General features: G+C 70.8%; 11 protein-coding genes and 1 pseudogene. 8 read left to right on the top strand and 4 right to left on the bottom strand.

Annotation, left to right across the window (positions count from 1 at the left end; translation table 11 throughout):
• Positions 1-11: 11 nt before the first annotated feature.
• Positions 12-210 (top strand): annotated as a pseudogene (locus tag ACQEWB_RS34045) (twin-arginine translocation pathway signal protein); the annotation flags it as partial.
• A gap of 80 nt (positions 211-290) precedes the next feature.
• Here ACQEWB_RS34045 and ACQEWB_RS34040 read toward each other — a convergent pair.
• The 4 genes from ACQEWB_RS34040 to ACQEWB_RS34025 are packed head-to-tail and all read right to left on the bottom strand — an operon-like array spanning position 291 to position 3,936.
• Positions 291-935 (bottom strand): response regulator, encoded by a 645-nt coding sequence (locus ACQEWB_RS34040; RefSeq protein ID WP_432837860.1) that lies wholly within the window; start codon positions 933-935, stop codon positions 291-293.
• Positions 925-2,229, bottom strand: a complete 1,305-nt coding sequence (locus ACQEWB_RS34035; protein ID WP_432837858.1) for a sensor histidine kinase — start codon at positions 2,227-2,229, stop codon at positions 925-927. Before ACQEWB_RS34035 ends, ACQEWB_RS34040 begins: the two co-directional genes overlap by 11 nt.
• A 25-nt stretch (positions 2,230-2,254) precedes the next feature.
• Entirely contained in the window at positions 2,255-3,022 is a 768-nt protein-coding gene (locus ACQEWB_RS34030) for an ABC transporter permease (protein WP_432837856.1), read from the bottom strand.
• Positions 3,019-3,936, bottom strand: coding sequence for an ATP-binding cassette domain-containing protein (locus ACQEWB_RS34025; protein ID WP_432837854.1), 918 nt, complete (start codon positions 3,934-3,936; stop codon positions 3,019-3,021). The genes ACQEWB_RS34030 and ACQEWB_RS34025 overlap by 4 nt, the downstream gene beginning before the upstream one ends.
• 206 nt (positions 3,937-4,142) lie before the next feature.
• Between ACQEWB_RS34025 and ACQEWB_RS34020 the strand changes: the two genes are divergently transcribed.
• The 7 genes from ACQEWB_RS34020 (at position 4,143) to ACQEWB_RS33990 (ending at position 16,176) form a co-directional block, all read left to right on the top strand.
• Positions 4,143-5,969 (top strand): ABC transporter ATP-binding protein, encoded by a 1,827-nt coding sequence (locus ACQEWB_RS34020; protein ID WP_432837851.1) that lies wholly within the window; start codon positions 4,143-4,145, stop codon positions 5,967-5,969.
• Positions 5,966-7,825, top strand: coding sequence for an ABC transporter ATP-binding protein (locus tag ACQEWB_RS34015; protein ID WP_432837849.1), 1,860 nt, complete (start codon positions 5,966-5,968; stop codon positions 7,823-7,825). Before ACQEWB_RS34020 ends, ACQEWB_RS34015 begins: the two co-directional genes overlap by 4 nt.
• A 22-nt stretch (positions 7,826-7,847) precedes the next feature.
• Positions 7,848-9,623 carry an ABC transporter ATP-binding protein gene (locus ACQEWB_RS34010; RefSeq protein WP_432837847.1) on the top strand — a complete coding sequence of 592 codons (1,776 nt, stop codon included), beginning with the start codon at positions 7,848-7,850 and terminating at the stop codon, positions 9,621-9,623.
• The gene (locus ACQEWB_RS34005; protein WP_432837844.1) at positions 9,620-11,395 is read left to right on the top strand and encodes an ABC transporter ATP-binding protein; all 1,776 of its coding nucleotides are present in this window, start codon (positions 9,620-9,622) and stop codon (positions 11,393-11,395) included. Before ACQEWB_RS34010 ends, ACQEWB_RS34005 begins: the two co-directional genes overlap by 4 nt.
• Before the next feature lie 199 nt (positions 11,396-11,594).
• Positions 11,595-13,607, top strand: coding sequence for a M4 family metallopeptidase (locus tag ACQEWB_RS34000; RefSeq protein ID WP_432837842.1), 2,013 nt, complete (start codon positions 11,595-11,597; stop codon positions 13,605-13,607).
• Positions 13,608-13,914: 307 nt separating this feature from the next.
• On the top strand, positions 13,915-15,588 hold the full coding sequence (locus ACQEWB_RS33995; RefSeq protein ID WP_432837840.1) for a M4 family metallopeptidase: 1,674 nt from the start codon (positions 13,915-13,917) through the stop codon (positions 15,586-15,588).
• Between the two features lie 69 nt (positions 15,589-15,657).
• A complete protein-coding gene (locus ACQEWB_RS33990; protein ID WP_432837838.1) occupies positions 15,658-16,176 on the top strand; it encodes a DUF1990 domain-containing protein in 519 nt (172 codons plus the stop codon).
• Positions 16,177-16,183: the final 7 nt, after the last annotated feature.

Below are 16,183 nucleotides of genomic sequence, written 5' to 3'. Positions count from 1 at the left end.
GGTCATTACGTCGACCCGCTGAGTACGTAAGCCGGGACCACGGCACTCCCTGGCTGCTGAACCTCGACTTCACCACCCCGCACCGGCCCTGAGGTGCTCGCCGCGCTGCGTCACGCCGAACAGGAGGAGAACGCCGTTGTGGTGTTCGCCGGCGACAACGGCGGTGAGCGCTGGTCGTACCTGTGGCCGCTGAGCGGCGAGAAGTTCGTGGCCGATCTCGCCCGGGACAGGCCGGAGTTGCCGGCCGGGCTGAAGGCGGCCTGGGAGCGGACCGCCGCCCCCCTGCTCCCCTACCCGAGTTGGCCGAGGATCCCCCGCTGGTACGCCGTGGCGACCGCCGCCGCGCGGTCGCTGACGCCCAACTTGGCGTACAGGTGGGTGAGATGGGTCTTCACGGTCGCCTCGCTGATGAACAGCTGGCGGGCGATCTCCCGGTTGGACGTGCCCTTGGCGACCAGGGCCAGCACCTCGCGCTCGCGTGCGGAGAGCGGCTCGTTGCCGGGGGCGCGGACGGCCGACACCAGGCGGGAGGCGACCGCCGGGGACAACACCGTCCGGCCGTCGGCCGCCGCGCGGACCGCCGTGAACAGCTCGTCGCGCGGGGCGTCCTTGAGGAGATAGCCCGTCGCGCCCGCCTCGATCGCGGGGAGGGTGTCCGAGTCGGTGTCGTACGTCGTCAGCACGAGCACCTTCGCGCGGGCGGACCGGCGGGTCAGCTCCCGGATGGCGTCGACTCCGCCGCCGCCCGGCATGCGCAGGTCCATCAGGATCACGTCCGGGTCGAGCACCGACGCCTTCGCCACCGCCTCGACCCCGTCCGACGCCTCGCCGAGCACCGTGAACCCGGGCGCGGACTCGAACATGCCGCGCAGACCGTCCCGTACGACGGGATGATCGTCCACGATCAGGAGGCTGATCACCAGGTCATCGCTCATCGCGGACCAACGGTACGCGAGCCGACAGCGCCGTGCCGTGCCCCGGTTCGGACTCCACGGTGAGTGAGCCCGCGATGCGCTCGGCACGCGCGCGCATGCCGCCCAGGCCGAAGCCGCCGCTGGGGGTCCCCCCGCTCGAGCGAAGTCGAGAGTGGTGGAGGGTGCGGGCGGGCACGGCGAGGAGGTCGAAGCCGGTGCCGTCGTCGCGGATGTCGAGGATGACCTCGTCGCCCAGGTAGGAGAGGGTGACGCCGACGCGGGTGGCGTGGGCGTGCCGGGCGGCGTTGGAGAGGGCCTCCTGGACGATGCGCAGCAGGGTGGCGGAGACCTCCTCGTGGAGCTGTTCCGTGGTGCCGGTGACGGTGAACTCGGCGCGTACGCCCGTCCGTTCACCCCATTCGGCGACCGTCTTCTTCAGGGCCTCGGGGAGTCCGTCGTTCTCCAGGGCCACCGGCGCGAGGTTGTGCACCGAGCGGCGGGCCTCGCCGAGGCTGTGCCGGGCGAGGTCCATGGCGCGGCCCACGTGCTCGCGGGCCAGTTCCGGGTCGGGGGTGCCCGAGACGACCTGGAGCTGGGCGATGATGCCGGTCAGGCCCTGGGCGAGGGTGTCGTGGATCTCGGCGGCGAGCCGGCGGCGCTCGTCGGCGACCCCCGCCTCCCGTGCCTGGACGAGGAGTTGGGCGTGCAGCGCGGCGTTCTCGTCGAGGGCCTGCTTCAGGTCCGCGTTGGTGCGTTCGAGCTCGGCGATGGTCTCGTTGCGCTCGTGGGCCCGGTGCGTCTCCTGCTCGGTGAGGTGGGCGACCACCATCTGCAGACCGGAGTTGGCGATCAGGAGGGCGGCGAAGACGGCCCACTGGACCACGCTCCCGAACGGCATCCCGCCGGCCTGCGCACCGGCCACGGTGACCGCGCTCGCCAGCAGCCCGAGCCGCTGCCACCGCCTGCCGGGGATCGTCTCGTCGGCGTCCATGTAGCCGGTGGCGGCGTAGAACGCGAAGAACGGGTTGATCCAGGTGAGGGCGAAGGCGAGGGCCCAGCGGACGACGTAGTACACCGTCCCGGCCGGGGAAGGCGCACGACGGCGGTCGGGCCCGCCGGGGCGGGTGCTGTGCCACCACAGCTGGAGCACGACCGCGGCACCGAGCAGGGCCCAGGCGGTGTACCACTTGGCCAGGGGCGCGTGCGGGTCGGCGGTCGCGAGCGCGGGGACGACGCTGACGCCGAGCAGCCCGTACGGCCCCCAGGTGTGGAACTGCTCCCAGCGCCGCTCGATCTGCGTGTCCACCGCGGTCATGTCCCCAGTCTGCACGGCCGCGCCCCTACTCCCAGCGGAACCAGCGGCCGGCGGCACCCGTCAGCAGCAGGATCCACACCACCAGCACACCCAGGTGGGACCAGCCCGGCCAGTGCCCGGCCGCCGCCCGGTTCAGCGCCTCGGCCGCCGCCCCGAAGGGTGTGTACCCGACGATCCTGGCCATCAGGTGCGGCATGGACTGCACCGGCAGCCACACGCCCGCGCAGAACATCGACGGGAAGAACACGGCCGATCCGATCGCGCCCGCGATCTTCGTCGTACGGGACAGTGCCGACACCACCGATCCGAGGGCGAGGGCGACCAGGACGGCGAGGACGAGTGCGAGGCCGTATCCGAAGGGCTGCTTCGGCAGTCGTACGTCGAAGGCGAGCCGTCCGACCGCGAGGGCGAGCAGCGCGGACGCCAGGGCCGAGCCGCCGTACACCGCCATCTGCGCGGCGAGCAGGGCGCGGGGGCGGACCGGGGTGGTGGCCATGCGGCGCAGGATGCCGCGCTCGCGGTAGCCGGTGAGGGTCTGCGGCATCGACTGGAGCCCGCCGACGATCATGCCGAGGAGTACGGCCACCGGGACGTAGACGTCGATGGTGCGCAGGCCGCCGAGGTCGGCCTGGTGCTCCCGGAAGCCCGGGATGGAGCCGAGGATCACCAGGAGCAGGGTCGGGAAGAGCAGGATCCAGAAGATGGCGCCGGGTTCGCGGCGGAAGAGGCGGACCTCGGTCTTCAGAACGGCGGCGCTCGTGCCGCCGGTCCGCACTGCGGTGGCTGTGCTCATGACGCCGGCTCCTTGGTGTCGGTCTTCGTCAGGTCGAGGAAGGCGTCGTCGAGCGTGGCGTCCACGACGCGGAGCTGGTGGGCGGTGACGCGGTGGCGGGCGAGCAGGGTGATGACCGCGTTGACCGTCTCGTCGGTGCCGGCCAGCGTGATCCGGCCGTCCCGGTGCTCGACGGAGGCGAGCCCGGGTAGGGCCTGGAGGTCACGGTCGTCGAGCGCCGCGGACGGCGTGAAGCTGATGACGGTGGCGCCCGCCGAACGCCGGATCAGCCCGGCCGGGGTGTCCAGGGCGGCCACCCGCCCCTTGTCGATCACGGCGATCCGGTCGCACAGCCGCTGTGCCTCCTCCATGAAGTGCGTGACGAGGAGGACCGTCACTCCGCCGGCCCGGACGTCCTCGATCAGCGCCCAGGTGTCCCGGCGGGCCCGCGGGTCGAGCCCGGTGGTCAGCTCGTCCAGGACGACGACCCGGGGATTGCCGATGAGCGCGAGCGCGATGAACAGCCGCTGCTTCTGACCGCCGGACAGCTTCCCGAAACGCGTGCCGAGCTTCGCGCTCAGCCCCAGCCGCTCGGCCAACGGCCCCCAGTCCAGCGGATTCGGATAGAAGGAGGCGTACATCTCGAGCGCCTCCCGGACGGTGAGCTTGGGCTGGAGCTCGCTCTCCTGGAGCTGGGCACCCAGGACGCGAGTCACGCGCGCGTGGTCGGCGACGGGGTCGAGGCCGGTGACGCGCACCCGGCCGCCGTCGGGGACGCGCAGCCCCTCGACGCACTCCACGGTGGTGGTCTTGCCGGCGCCGTTCGGCCCGAGGATCCCGAAGATCTCCCCTTCCTCCACGCCGAAGGAGACGCCGTCGACGACGGCCCGGCCCCCGTAGGACTTGCGCAGTTCGCTGACTTCGATGACAGGCATGGCTTCACAGTCCCGGGAAGCCGGGTGCCGCCACATCGCCCGTCGCGCTCGAAGCGGCATCAACCGATCGGTTGATGCCGCCCTACAACCCGTGCCTCTCCTCCTGTACGGCTCCTCGAACGCGCAGGTCGTAGGTCCGAGGACGGATCCCGGTCCGGCCAAAACTCGGTGGGCGTTGTCAGTGCCGATCCGTAGGCTCACTGCTGATGCCCACGACACGTGCAACCACCAAGGACCGATCAGCCGTACGAACCCTGCTGCGCCTGTGGCCCTACGTCCGGCCGGTCCGGGCGCGGCTGTTCACCGCCGCGTCGGTCGCCGTGGTCGCCTCCTGTGTGGGCCTGGTCATCCCGCTCGTCCTGAAGTGGATGGTCGACGGCCCGGTGGCCGACCGGGACCCGGCCGGCGTGTGGCTCGGCGCGCTGTACCTCCTGCTGCTCGGCATCACCGAGGCCCTGCTCTTCGGACTGCGCCGCTGGCTGGTGGCCCGCCCGCTGTCGCACGTCGAGGCGGAGATGCGCGCGGACCTCTACCGCCACCTGCAACGCCTCCCGGTCGCCTTCCACGACCGCTGGGCCTCGGGCCAACTCCTCTCCCGCGGCACCACGGACCTGATGCTGCTACGCCAGTTCCTGGCCTTCCCCCTCACCTTCCTCCTGGTCAACGGCGTCACCATCCTGGTCGGCGTGACCATCATGCTGCTCCAGGACTGGACCCTGGGCCTGGTGATCCTGGTCCCCGCCGTCCCCGTGATGATCACCTGCGTGATCTTCGAGAAGCGCTACGCCCACGTGGCCCGCCTGGCCCAGGACCAGGTCGGCGACCTCACGACGGTGGTCGAGGAGAGCGTCCTGGGCATCCGCATCATCAAGGGCTTCGGCCGGCACAGGAGCCAGGCACGGGCGTTCCAGGACCTGTCACGGACACTGCGCGGGACGGAGCTGCGGAAGGCGAGCCTCCTGGCAGTGATCTGGGGCGTCATCGTGACGCTCCCCGAGGCCGCGATCGGGGCAGCCCTGGTGCTGGGCACGGTCCAGGTGGCGAACGGCGACTTGTCGGCGGGAACCCTGGTGGCCTTCCTGTCGACGGCACTTGCGCTGAGATGGCCGGTCGACTCAATCGGCTTCCTGCTGGCCATGAGCCAGGAGGCAGCGACTGCCACGGAACGGTACTTCGAGGTGATGGATGTCCCGCCGGAGGCGGACTCCAGGGGCGCGGGGCTGTGTCGATATGCGGCTCCGCCGCGGGGCGCGACAAGCCCCCACGCACCCGCACCCGACAACGAAGGCCTCCAGTTCCTCAACGTCCGATTCCGCTATCCCGACGCCCCCAGAGAGTCCCCACCCGTTCTCGACCAGATCGACCTGCACATCCGCCCAGGCGAATCCATGGCCCTCGTCGGAACCACCGGCAGCGGAAAGACCACCCTCACCGCTTTGGTCCCCCGCCTCCACGAGCTCACATCCGGCCGCATCACCCTCGACGGCGAGGACATCACCGCCATGTCCCGAGAAGAGCTGCGATCAAAGGTCGCCGTGGCTTTCGAAGAGCCCACCCTCTTCTCGGCCAGCGTCGGCGACAACGTCCTCATGGGCGCCGACGACGACGCGACCGCCGCCGACCTCGACCGCGCCCTCTCCGTCGCGCAGGCCGACTTCGCCCACGCCCTCCCGAACGGCACGGACACCCAGGTGGGCGAGCAGGGCCTCAGCCTCTCCGGCGGCCAGCGCCAACGCCTCGCCCTCGCGCGGGCAGTGGTCGGCCGCCCCCGTTTCCTCGTCCTCGACGACCCCCTGTCCGCCCTGGACGTCCACACAGAAGCCGCAGTCGAGGCCGCCCTCAGGGACGTACTCGCGGACACCACAGCCCTGATCGTGGCCCACCGCCCCTCCACGGTCCTCCTCGCCGACCGCGTCGCCCTCCTCTCCGGCGGCCGTATCACAGCCGTCGGCACGCACCACGAACTGCTGCGCACGAACGCCGAGTACGCCCACCTCATGTCCGGCGCCGGGGAAGCGGAGGACGACCGATGACGGCCCCCACCACATCCGCCCCGACCGCCGACGACGAGCCGGACCTCCCGCTCCCCAAGGAGTCGACGGACCCCTTCGACAAGGACGTCCTGCCCACTCCGCCGGGCGCCACGGCCGCCCTCCTGCGCTCGCTCCTCACCCCCCTGAAGGCCCGAGCCGCCCTCACCACGCTCCTCCTTCTCCTCCAGCAGGCGGCGGTCCAGGCGGGCCCGCTCCTCGTGGCGTACGCGATCGACAACGCCGTACCCGCGTTCCGCGACCACGACCACGGCCCGCTGATCGCGGTCGGCGTCGGCTATCTCCTGTGCGCGCTGGTCTCCGGCGGACTCCAGTACGCGTTCGTGCTGGCCTCGATCCGGGTCAGCCAGGACGTGCTGCTCGACCTGCGCGGCCGTATCTTCCGGCACGCCCAGGCGCTCAGCATCGACTTCCACGAGCGGTACACGAGCGGCCGTCTGATCTCCCGCTCCACCACGGACGTCGAGTCCCTGCGCGAGCTCCTGAACGAGGGCCTCCAGGAACTCGTCACGGTCGTCCTGTCCTTCGTCTACATCTCGGCGATGCTGCTCTGGCTGGACCTGGGCCTCGGGGCGGTGGCGGTGGCCTCCTTCGTGCCGCTGTATCTGCTGGTACGGCTCTACCAGCGGCGCGCGGTACGGGTGTACCGGGTCCGCTCCACCGCGATCGCGGCCGTGATCGTGAAGTTCGTCGAGACGATGAACGGCATCCGCCCGGTCCGCGCCTTCCGCCGCGAGGCGGTCAACGACGCCGAGTTCCGCAAGCTCAACCAACGGCACGAACGCGTGAACGGCGACGCCCTCCTGGAGATGGCCCGCTATGTCGTCGGCTCGCGGCTGGTCGCCAACACGGCCGTCGCGCTGATCGTGCTGTGGGGCGCCTACCGGGTGGCGAGCGGCTCACTCGAACTGGGCGTGCTCGCCGCCGCGGTCCTCTATCTCCGCCGCCTCTACGACCCCATCGACCGGCTCGGCATGTTCCTGAACGCGTACCAGTCCGCGGCGGCCTCCCTGGAGAAGATCGCCGGCCTGCTCGCCCAGACACCCTCCGTACCCGAGCCCTCGACTCCCGTGGAACTCCCGGCACTCGGGAGCGGGCACCCCGGCCGCGAGGTCGTCTTCGACGGCGTCCGCTTCGCCTACCGCACCGGCGGCGAGGTCCTGCCCCGCTTCGACCTCACCCTCCCGGCCGGGCAGACGGTCGCCGTCGTCGGCACCACCGGCGCCGGCAAGTCGACCCTGGCCAAGCTGCTCGCCCGCTTCTACGACCCCTCGGACGGCCGGGTCCTCCTGGACGGCGTGGACCTGCGCGAACTGGCCGTGCCCGAACTGCGGCGCGGGGTGGTGATGGTGACGCAGGAGGCGTTCCTGTTCTCCGGCACGGTCGCCGAGAACATCGCCATCGGCCGCCCGGACGCCACCCGGGAGGAGATCGAGCGGGCCGCGAAGGCGATCGGCGCGCACGAGTTCATCAGCGCGCTGCCGGACGGGTACGACACGGACGTACGCAAGCGGGGCGGCCGTATCTCCGCGGGGCAGCGCCAACTGGTGGCGTTCGCACGGGCGTTGCTCGCGGACCCGGCCGTCCTCATCCTCGACGAGGCGACCAGCTCGCTCGACGTCCCGGGCGAACAGGCAGTGCAGCGGGCGATGTCGACGGTCCTGCGCGGCCGTACCGCCGTGGTCATCGCGCACCGCCTCTCCACGGTCGAGATCGCCGACCGGGTGCTGGTCATGGAGCACGGCCGGGTCATGGAGGACGGCAGCCCGGCCGAACTCGTCGCGGGCACCGGCAGGTTCGCGGATCTGCACCGGGCGTGGCGGGACAGCCTGGCGTAACGACGGAACAGGACGGGGGCACATGATCGACGCGTACGAGGACCCGGGCACACCCGACCGCCGCGGCGGCTGGCACTACCTGTGGTGGCTGGTCCGCCGCCAGCTCGGCAGATGCACCGCCGGCGCGCTGCTGGCCAGCGTGTGGATGGTGCTGATGGCGGCGGCGCCGTACCTGATGTCCCGGGCGATCGACGACGGACTGGTTGCGGGGCACCTCGGCACGCTGGCCTGGTGGACCCTGGTGCTGTTCGTGGTCGGGGCGGTCAACGCGTGGCTGAGCATCATGCGCCACCGCACCATGACGCGGGTACGGCTGGACGCCAACCTCCGCACGGTCAAGGTGGTCGTGGGCCATGCGGTACGGCTCGGCGCCGCCCTGTCCCGCCGGGCCGGCGCCGGCGAGGTCGTGACGATCGGCGTGGGAGACGTCCAGACGATCTCCCAGGCCCTGACGGTGGTCGGCCCCGGCGCCGGCGCGGTCGTCGTCTACGCCTTCGTGGCGGGCCTCCTCCTGAACGTCTCGGCACAGCTCGCGGCGGTCGTCCTCCTGGGCGTACCCGTGATCGTGCTGTGCGCGGGCCCCCTGACCGTCCGCCTCCAGGGCGCGGAGACCGAGTACCGGCAACGCCAGGGCGTACTCACCGCCCGCATCGGCGACCTGGCGGGCGGCCTCCGGGTCCTCAACGGCCTGGGCGGCAAAGGCCTGTTCGCGGATGCCTTCCGCCGCGACTCCGGGCGCCTGCGCCGCCAGGGCTACCGGGTGGGCGCGGTGGCCAGCTGGATGCAGGCGCTCGGCGTAGGACTACCGACACTGTTCCTCGCCGTGGTGACCTGGCTGGCGGCCCGCCTGGCCGCGCAAGGGGAGATCAGCATCGGCGAGTTGGTGGCGGTGTACGGCTACGCGGCGGTCCTGGTGGGCCCGGTGGCGTTCTTCGTCCAGATGACGTACGACCTCAACAGGGGCGTGGTGGCGGCACGTCGAGTCGTACGCCTCCTGCACCTGCCCCCGGAACCGGACGAGGGCACGACCCCGGCCCCCACGGAACCGTCCACCCTCCACGACCCGGCGTCGGACGTACGGGTGTTGCCGGGCCGGCTCACTGCTCTGGTCTCCGCCCGCCCCGGCGACGCGGCCATCGTGATCGACCGCCTGGGCCGCTACACCCCGTCGGCGGCGACCTGGGGCGGAACACGACTGGACACAATCCCGCTGGCCGAGATCCGAGCACGCATCCTGGTGGCCGACAACGAGGCAACGCTTTTCGCAGGCCCCCTGCACGAAGTAATGGGCGCCGCGGAAACGTCTTTGTCTTTCAGGGGCGCGAGGAACTGCGCGACCAGCCACAACGAACCCGCACCCGCCACACAACACTCCGAGGCACTCTCCAAGGCGCTACACGCAGCCGCAGCCGAGGACATCGTCCAAGCACTCCCGGACGGAATCCACTCACCGATCGACGCCAACGCCCGCAACCTCTCCGGCGGCCAACGCCAACGCATCCGCCTGGCCCGAGCCCTGCTCGCCAACCCGGAAGTCCTCCTCGCCCCAGAACCCACCTCGGCACTGGACGCACACACCGAAGCGACAGTCGCGGAACGGCTCCGACACGCCCGTACCGGCCGCACCACCGTCGTAACCACAACGTCCCCCCTGCTCCTCGACCACGCGGACACCGTCCACTACCTGGTCGACGGCAAGGTCGAAGCCACCGGCACCCACCGCGAGCTCCTGTCCCAAGTCCCCGACTACCAGGCCCTCGTCGCCCGCGACAACGATGCCGAGGAGGCCGTACGGTGACCACCGCCCACCTCCCCGTCGCCGAACCCCAAGCCGTCCGCAAGGCCTCCCTCCGCCTGATCCGGGCCGACGGCAGGGCCTTCACCGCCGCGCTGACCCTCAACGCCCTCTCCGCAGCCGCAGGCCTCGGCGGCCCCTGGCTGCTCGGCCGCATCGTCGACGACGTCCGCGCCGGCCGCGGAGTGACCGCAGTGGACCACCTCGCCCTCGCCATCCTCGTCTGCTCCGTCGCCCAGCTCCTCCTCGCCCGCTGGGCCCGCTACGTGGGCCACCGCTTCGGCGAACGCACCCTCGCCCGAGTCCGCGAGGAGTTCGTGGACCGCGCCCTCGCCCTGCCCGCCTCCGTCGTGGAGCGGGCCGGCGCCGGCGACCTCACCGCCCGCGGCACCGCCGACGTCAGCACCGTCGGCTACACGCTGCGCGATGTCGGCCCCGAACTCCTGGTCAGCGGCGTACAGGCGCTGTTCGTCATGGGCGCCGTCTTCTTCATCGACCCCCTGCTCGGACTGTTCGGCGTGGTCGGCCTGACCCCGATCTGGTTCGCCCTGCGCTGGTATCTGCGCCGTGCCCGGGACGGCTACCTCGCCGAGGGCGCGGCCACCTCCGAGGTCGCCGAGATCCTCGCGGCGACGGCGTCGGGCGCCCGCACGGTGGAGGCGTTCCGGCTCCAGGAGCGGCGCACCACGGCGAGCCGCGACGCGCTGGACCAGTCCAGGCGGACCCGCCTGTACACGCTGTTCCTGCGGTCCGTGTTCTTCCCGGCGGTCGAGGTGTCGTACACGATCCCCGTGGCCGGCGTCCTCCTGGTCGGCGGCGTGCTGCACGCGCACGGCGCGGTCGGCGTCGGTGACGTCGTCGCTGCGGCCCTGTATCTGCGGCAGTTCACCGAACCGCTGGACCAGATCCTCATGCGGGTCGAGCAACTACAGAGCAGCAGCGCCTCGTTCGCCCGCGTGGAGGGCCTGGCCGCCGCCCCGCGGTCCGCACCCGACGGGGAGTCGCCCGCCCCCGCCGACGACCGGATCGACGTCGCCGGAGTGCGGTACGCCTACGACCGCGGCGGCGAGGTGCTGCACGGGGTCGACCTGACCGTGCGGCCCGGGGAGCGGCTGGCGGTCGTAGGGCCCTCGGGCGCCGGGAAGACCACCCTCAGCCGGCTCCTCGCCGGCGTCGACGCGCCGACCGAGGGCACGGTGACCGTTGGCGGCGTGCCCGTCGTCGGCCTGGATCCCGAGCAGCTGCGCCGTCAGGTCGTGCTGGTCACCCAGGAGCACCACGTGTTCCTCGGCACGGTCCGGGAGAACCTCCTCATCGCCGAACCGGCCGCCACGGACGAGGAGTTGTGGGCCGCCCTCACCGCGGTCGGCGCCGACGAGTGGGTGCGGGAGCTGTCCGACGGCCTCGACACCGCGCTGGGCGAGGGAGGTTGCCGTACCGACGGCTCGCAGGCCCAGCAACTCGCCCTCGCCCGGGTGGTGCTGGCCGACCCGCACACCCTGATCCTCGACGAGGCCACGGCGTTGCTCGACCCGACCACCGCCCGGCACACCGAGCGCGCCCTGGCCGCCGTACTCGAAGGGCGGACCGTCATCGCGATCGCGCACCGGCTGCACACCGCGCACGACGCGGACCGGGTGGCGGTCATGGAGGACGGGCTCCTCACCGAACTCGGCACGCACGAGGAGCTGGTGGGGGCGGACGGGGCGTACGCGGCGCTGTGGCACACCTGGCACGGGGACGAGCGCACACGTTCCAACAACGGGTCCGCATAACGAACACGAACAACCGGACAACGAACCATTTCCGGCCAACTTCCTGACGCGCTCCTGACAGGGGCCGAATCTCCTGCCACCCTTCCCACAGCTTCAACACAGCAACCCCACAGCTCCACCCGGTTCTGCCCGGACGGTCGACCCACCGTCCGGATCTCCCCTGGCCGCGAAACCCGTGGCCACGCAGAAGGAGTCAGTGTTGAGAAGCAGTTCCTCTCGCAGACGCACCTCCCACATAGTCGCCGTCGCCGGCGTCACCGCGCTGCTCGCCGCGGCCGTCCAGGCGGGCGCCGCGTCCGCCGCCCCGGCCTCCGGTACGAACAAGGCCCACGCGGCCGTCAAGCTCACCCCGTCGCAGCGCGCCGAGCTGATGCGCGACGCCGACGCGGCGAAGGCGGCCACCGCCAAGGACATCGGCCTGGGCGCCAAGGAGAAGCTGGTCGCCCGTGACGTCGTCAAGGACGCCGACGGGACCCTCCACACCCGCTACGAGCGCACCTACGCGGGCATCCCGGTGCTCGGCGGCGACCTGGTCGTCGACACCGCCAAGTCGGGTGCCACCAAGGGCGTGATCAAGGCGACGAACGCGGCCGTCAAGGTCTCGGACGTCACCCCGGACATCACGAAGGCGGCCGCCGAGAAGCAGGCCGTGACCCGCGCGAAGGCCCTCGGCGGGACCAAGGCGTCCGCCGACAGCGCCCGCAAGGTGATCTGGGCGGCGACCGGCAAGCCGACGCTCGCGTACGAGACGGTCATCGGCGGCTTCCAGGACGACGGCACGCCGAACCAGCTGCACGTCATCTCGGACGCGGCCACCGGCAAGAAGCTCTACGAGTTCCAGGGCATCGAGAACGCGACCGGCACCGGCAACACCCAGTACAGCGGCACGGTCTCGCTGACCACGACCCAGTCGGGCTCGAACTACAACCTGACCGACGGGGACCGCGGCAACCACAAGACGTACAACCTGAACCACGGTACGTCCGGCACCGGCACGCTGTTCTCGCAGACCAGCAACACCTGGGGCAACGGCACCACGTCGAACGCGGCCACCGCGGGCGCGGACGCCCACTACGGCGCCGCGGTCACCTGGGACTTCTACAAGAACACCTTCGGCCGCTCGGGCATCAAGAACAACGGCGTCGGCGCCTACTCCCGCGTGCACTACGGCAACTCGTACGTGAACGCGTTCTGGGACGACGGCTGCTTCTGCATGACGTACGGCGACGGCTCCGGCAACGCGGACCCGCTGACCTCGCTGGACGTGGCGGGCCACGAGATGAGCCACGGTGTCACCTCGAACACCGCGGGCCTCAACTACTCCGGTGAGTCGGGCGGGTTGAACGAGGCGACCTCCGACATCTTCGGCACGGGTGTGGAGTTCTACGCCAACAACTCCTCCGACGTCGGCGACTACCTCATCGGCGAGAAGATCGACATCAACGGCGACGGCACCCCGCTGCGCTACATGGACAAGCCCAGCAAGGACGGCTCGTCCAAGGACAGCTGGTACTCCGGCATCGGGTCGATCGACGTGCACTACTCGTCGGGTCCGGCGAACCACTTCTTCTACCTGCTGAGCGAGGGCAGCGGCGCCAAGGTCATCAACGGCGTCAGCTACAACTCGCCGACGGCGGACGGGCTTCCGGTCACCGGCATCGGCCGGGACAAGGCCCTGGCGATCTGGTACCGGGCGCTGACCACCAAGTTCACCTCCACCACCAACTACGCGGGCGCCCGCACCGGCACCCTCGCGGCCGCCGGTGAGCTGTACGGCACCACGTCGGCCGAGTACAAGGCGGTGCAGGACGCGTGGGCGGGCGTCGCGGTGGGCGCGCGCTCCGGCGGTGGCGGTGGCACCGGGACGTCGTACGAGTCCACCACGCCCGTGTCGATCCCGGACAACGGGCCGCAGGTGACCTCGTCGATCACCGTCTCCGGCCGGACCGGAAACGCACCCTCCAACTTGCAGGTGACGCCCAACATCACCCACACCTGGCGCGGTGACCTGGTCATCGATCTGATCGGCCCGTCGGGCACCGCGTACCGCCTGAAGAACTTCAGTTCCTCGGACTCGGCGGACAACGTGACGGACACCTACACGGTGAACGCCTCCTCCGAATCGGCCAACGGCACCTGGAAGCTGCGGGTGCAGGACCAGGCGGCGCAGGACGTCGGCACGATCAACAGCTGGAAGCTGACCTTCCCGTAGACCGCAGGGCCCGACCGGCCCCTCGGCCCCAATTCAGGGCGCCGCCCCGGTGGTTCGATCCCCCGGGGCGGCGCCCTCTTTTTGCCACCCTCTTACGTACCGATGATTGCCGCTTTACCCAGGTCAACTCGGTTTACATTGCGGAAATGTTCACCCGGGGGTCGTTTTTCAGCCAACATCACTTGAGGGTCCTGACATGTACGCGCCTTGATGTCACTCTTCCTCACAACCGCCGCACAACTTCACAGCAACCCCTTGCCCGGCAGCCCCACGCCGGGCCAGGACTCCCCCACCACAAGGAGCTTGTGTGACCCCCCTCTACGCGCGTCACAAGCGCTCGACTCTGGCCATCGCGACCGCTGTCGCCGCCGGAGCCCTGCTCGCCACCGGGCTGACCACCGGTGTGGCCACCGCCGCCCAGACCCAGGCGGACCCGGCCAGTGCTCGTCCGGCCGCCGCGGCCGCCGCGCTGTCGAACGCCAGCCGTGTCTCGCTCATCCAGAAGGCCGAGGCCGGCGTCGCCGAGACCGCCCAGAACATAGGCCTCGGCACCAAGGAGAAGCTGGTCGTCAAGGACGTCGTCAAGGACGCCGACGGCACGCTGCACACCCGCTACGAGCGTACCTACGCGGGCCTCCCGGTCCTCGGCGGCGACCTGGTCGTCGCGACGAAGGACGGCAAGACCGCCAGCGTGACCAAGGCGACGAAGGCGACCATCAAGGTGGCCTCGCTGAAGCCGGCCATCACCACCGCCAAGGCCGAGAAGCAGGCGCTGACCGCCGCCAAGGCCGCGGGCTCCGACAAGACCTCCGCGGACAAGGCCCGCAAGGTCATCTGGGCCGGCTCGGGCACCCCCGTCCTCGCCATCGAGACCGTCGTCGGCGGCTTCCAGGACGACGGCACCCCGAACGCGCTGCACGTCATCACCGACGCGGCCACCGGCAAGAAGCTCTACGAGTACCAGGCCATCGAGAACGCGGGCGCCGCGACCGGCACCGGCAAGACGCTGTACTCGGGCAACGTCACCCTGAACACCTACCTGTCGGGGTCGACGTACCAGCTGTACGACACCACCCGCGGTGGTCACAAGACGTACAACCTGAAGCACACCACGTCCTCCGGTACGGGCACGCTGTTCACCGACGCGGACAACACGTGGGGCACCGGCGCCGCCTCCAGCTCCACCACGGACCAGACGGCCGCCGCCGACGCCGCCTACGGCGCCCAGGTGACCTGGGACTTCTACAAGAACACCTTCGGTCGCTCCGGCATCAAGAACGACGGTGTCGCGGCCTACTCCCGGGTCCACTACGGCAGCTCGTACGTCAACGCCTTCTGGGACGACGACTGCTTCTGCATGACCTACGGCGACGGCGACAGCAACCTCGACCCGCTGACCTCGCTCGACGTGGCCGGCCACGAGATGAGCCACGGCGTCACCGCCAACACCGCGGGCCTCAACTACAGCGGTGAGTCCGGCGGCCTCAACGAGGCCACCTCCGACATCATGGGCACCGGCGTGGAGTTCTACGCGGCCAACTCGTCCGACCCGGGTGACTACCTCATCGGCGAGAAGATCGACATCAACGGCGACGGCACCCCGCTGCGCTACATGGACAAGCCCAGCAAGGACGGCGGCTCGGCGGACTACTGGTCCTCCTCCGTCGGCAACCTGGACGTCCACTACTCGTCCGGCGTCGCGAACCACTTCTTCTACCTCCTCTCCGAGGGCAGCGGTTCGAAGACGATCAACGGCGTGACCTACAACTCGCCGACGTACAACGGCTCCACGGTCACCGGCATCGGCCGCGCCAAGGCGCTGCAGATCTGGTACAAGGCGCTGACCTCGTACTTCACCTCCACCACGAAGTACTCGGGCGCCCGCACCGGCACCCTGAGCGCCGCCTCGGCCCTCTACGGCTCGACCAGCACCGAGTACGCCGCGGTGAAGGCGGCCTGGACGGCCGTGAACGTCAGCTAGCCCGAGGGGGGTTGGCGGGCGGTACCCGGGACGAAGGCATTCCCGGGTACCGCCCTACTCTTGTGTCCCATGCGCATGGAGGACTTCACGTACGACGACGTCGGCGGCACCCGCCGCGGCGGTTTCTGCCCGCCCGGCTTCCGCCCACTGCATGTGCGTACGCGCATCGGCGAGGGCGAGAAGGTCTTCCGCAGAGCGTCGGAGGCGGTGCTCACCTGGGAGATGCACCGCGAGCTGGGCGTCGGCATCGACGCCGGCGCACCGCGCGCCGCCGAGGACGTCGACGTCACCGTCACCCTCGCCGGAGTGATCAAGGCCCCGTGCCGCATCGTGTACACGGTCGAGGAGTCCCGCCGCGCCGGCTGGGCGTACGGCACGCTGACCGGACACCCGGAGTGCGGCGAGGAACGCTTCGTCGTGGAACGCACCGGCGACGGCACGGTCTGGCTGACGGTCTCGGCGTTCAGCCGCCCCGCGAAGTGGTACGCCCGAGCGGGCGGACCGGCCACGCGGGGCCTGCAGAACGCGTACGCACGACGCTGCGGGAAGGTGCTCCAGCAGCTGTGCGCTCCCCTGTCCGAGGACTAGTCCGACC

The organism is Streptomyces sp. CA-249302, assembly GCF_050936785.1.
Lineage (GTDB): Bacteria > Actinomycetota > Actinomycetes > Streptomycetales > Streptomycetaceae > Streptomyces.
This window is presented reverse-complemented; position numbering and strand designations above follow the sequence as displayed.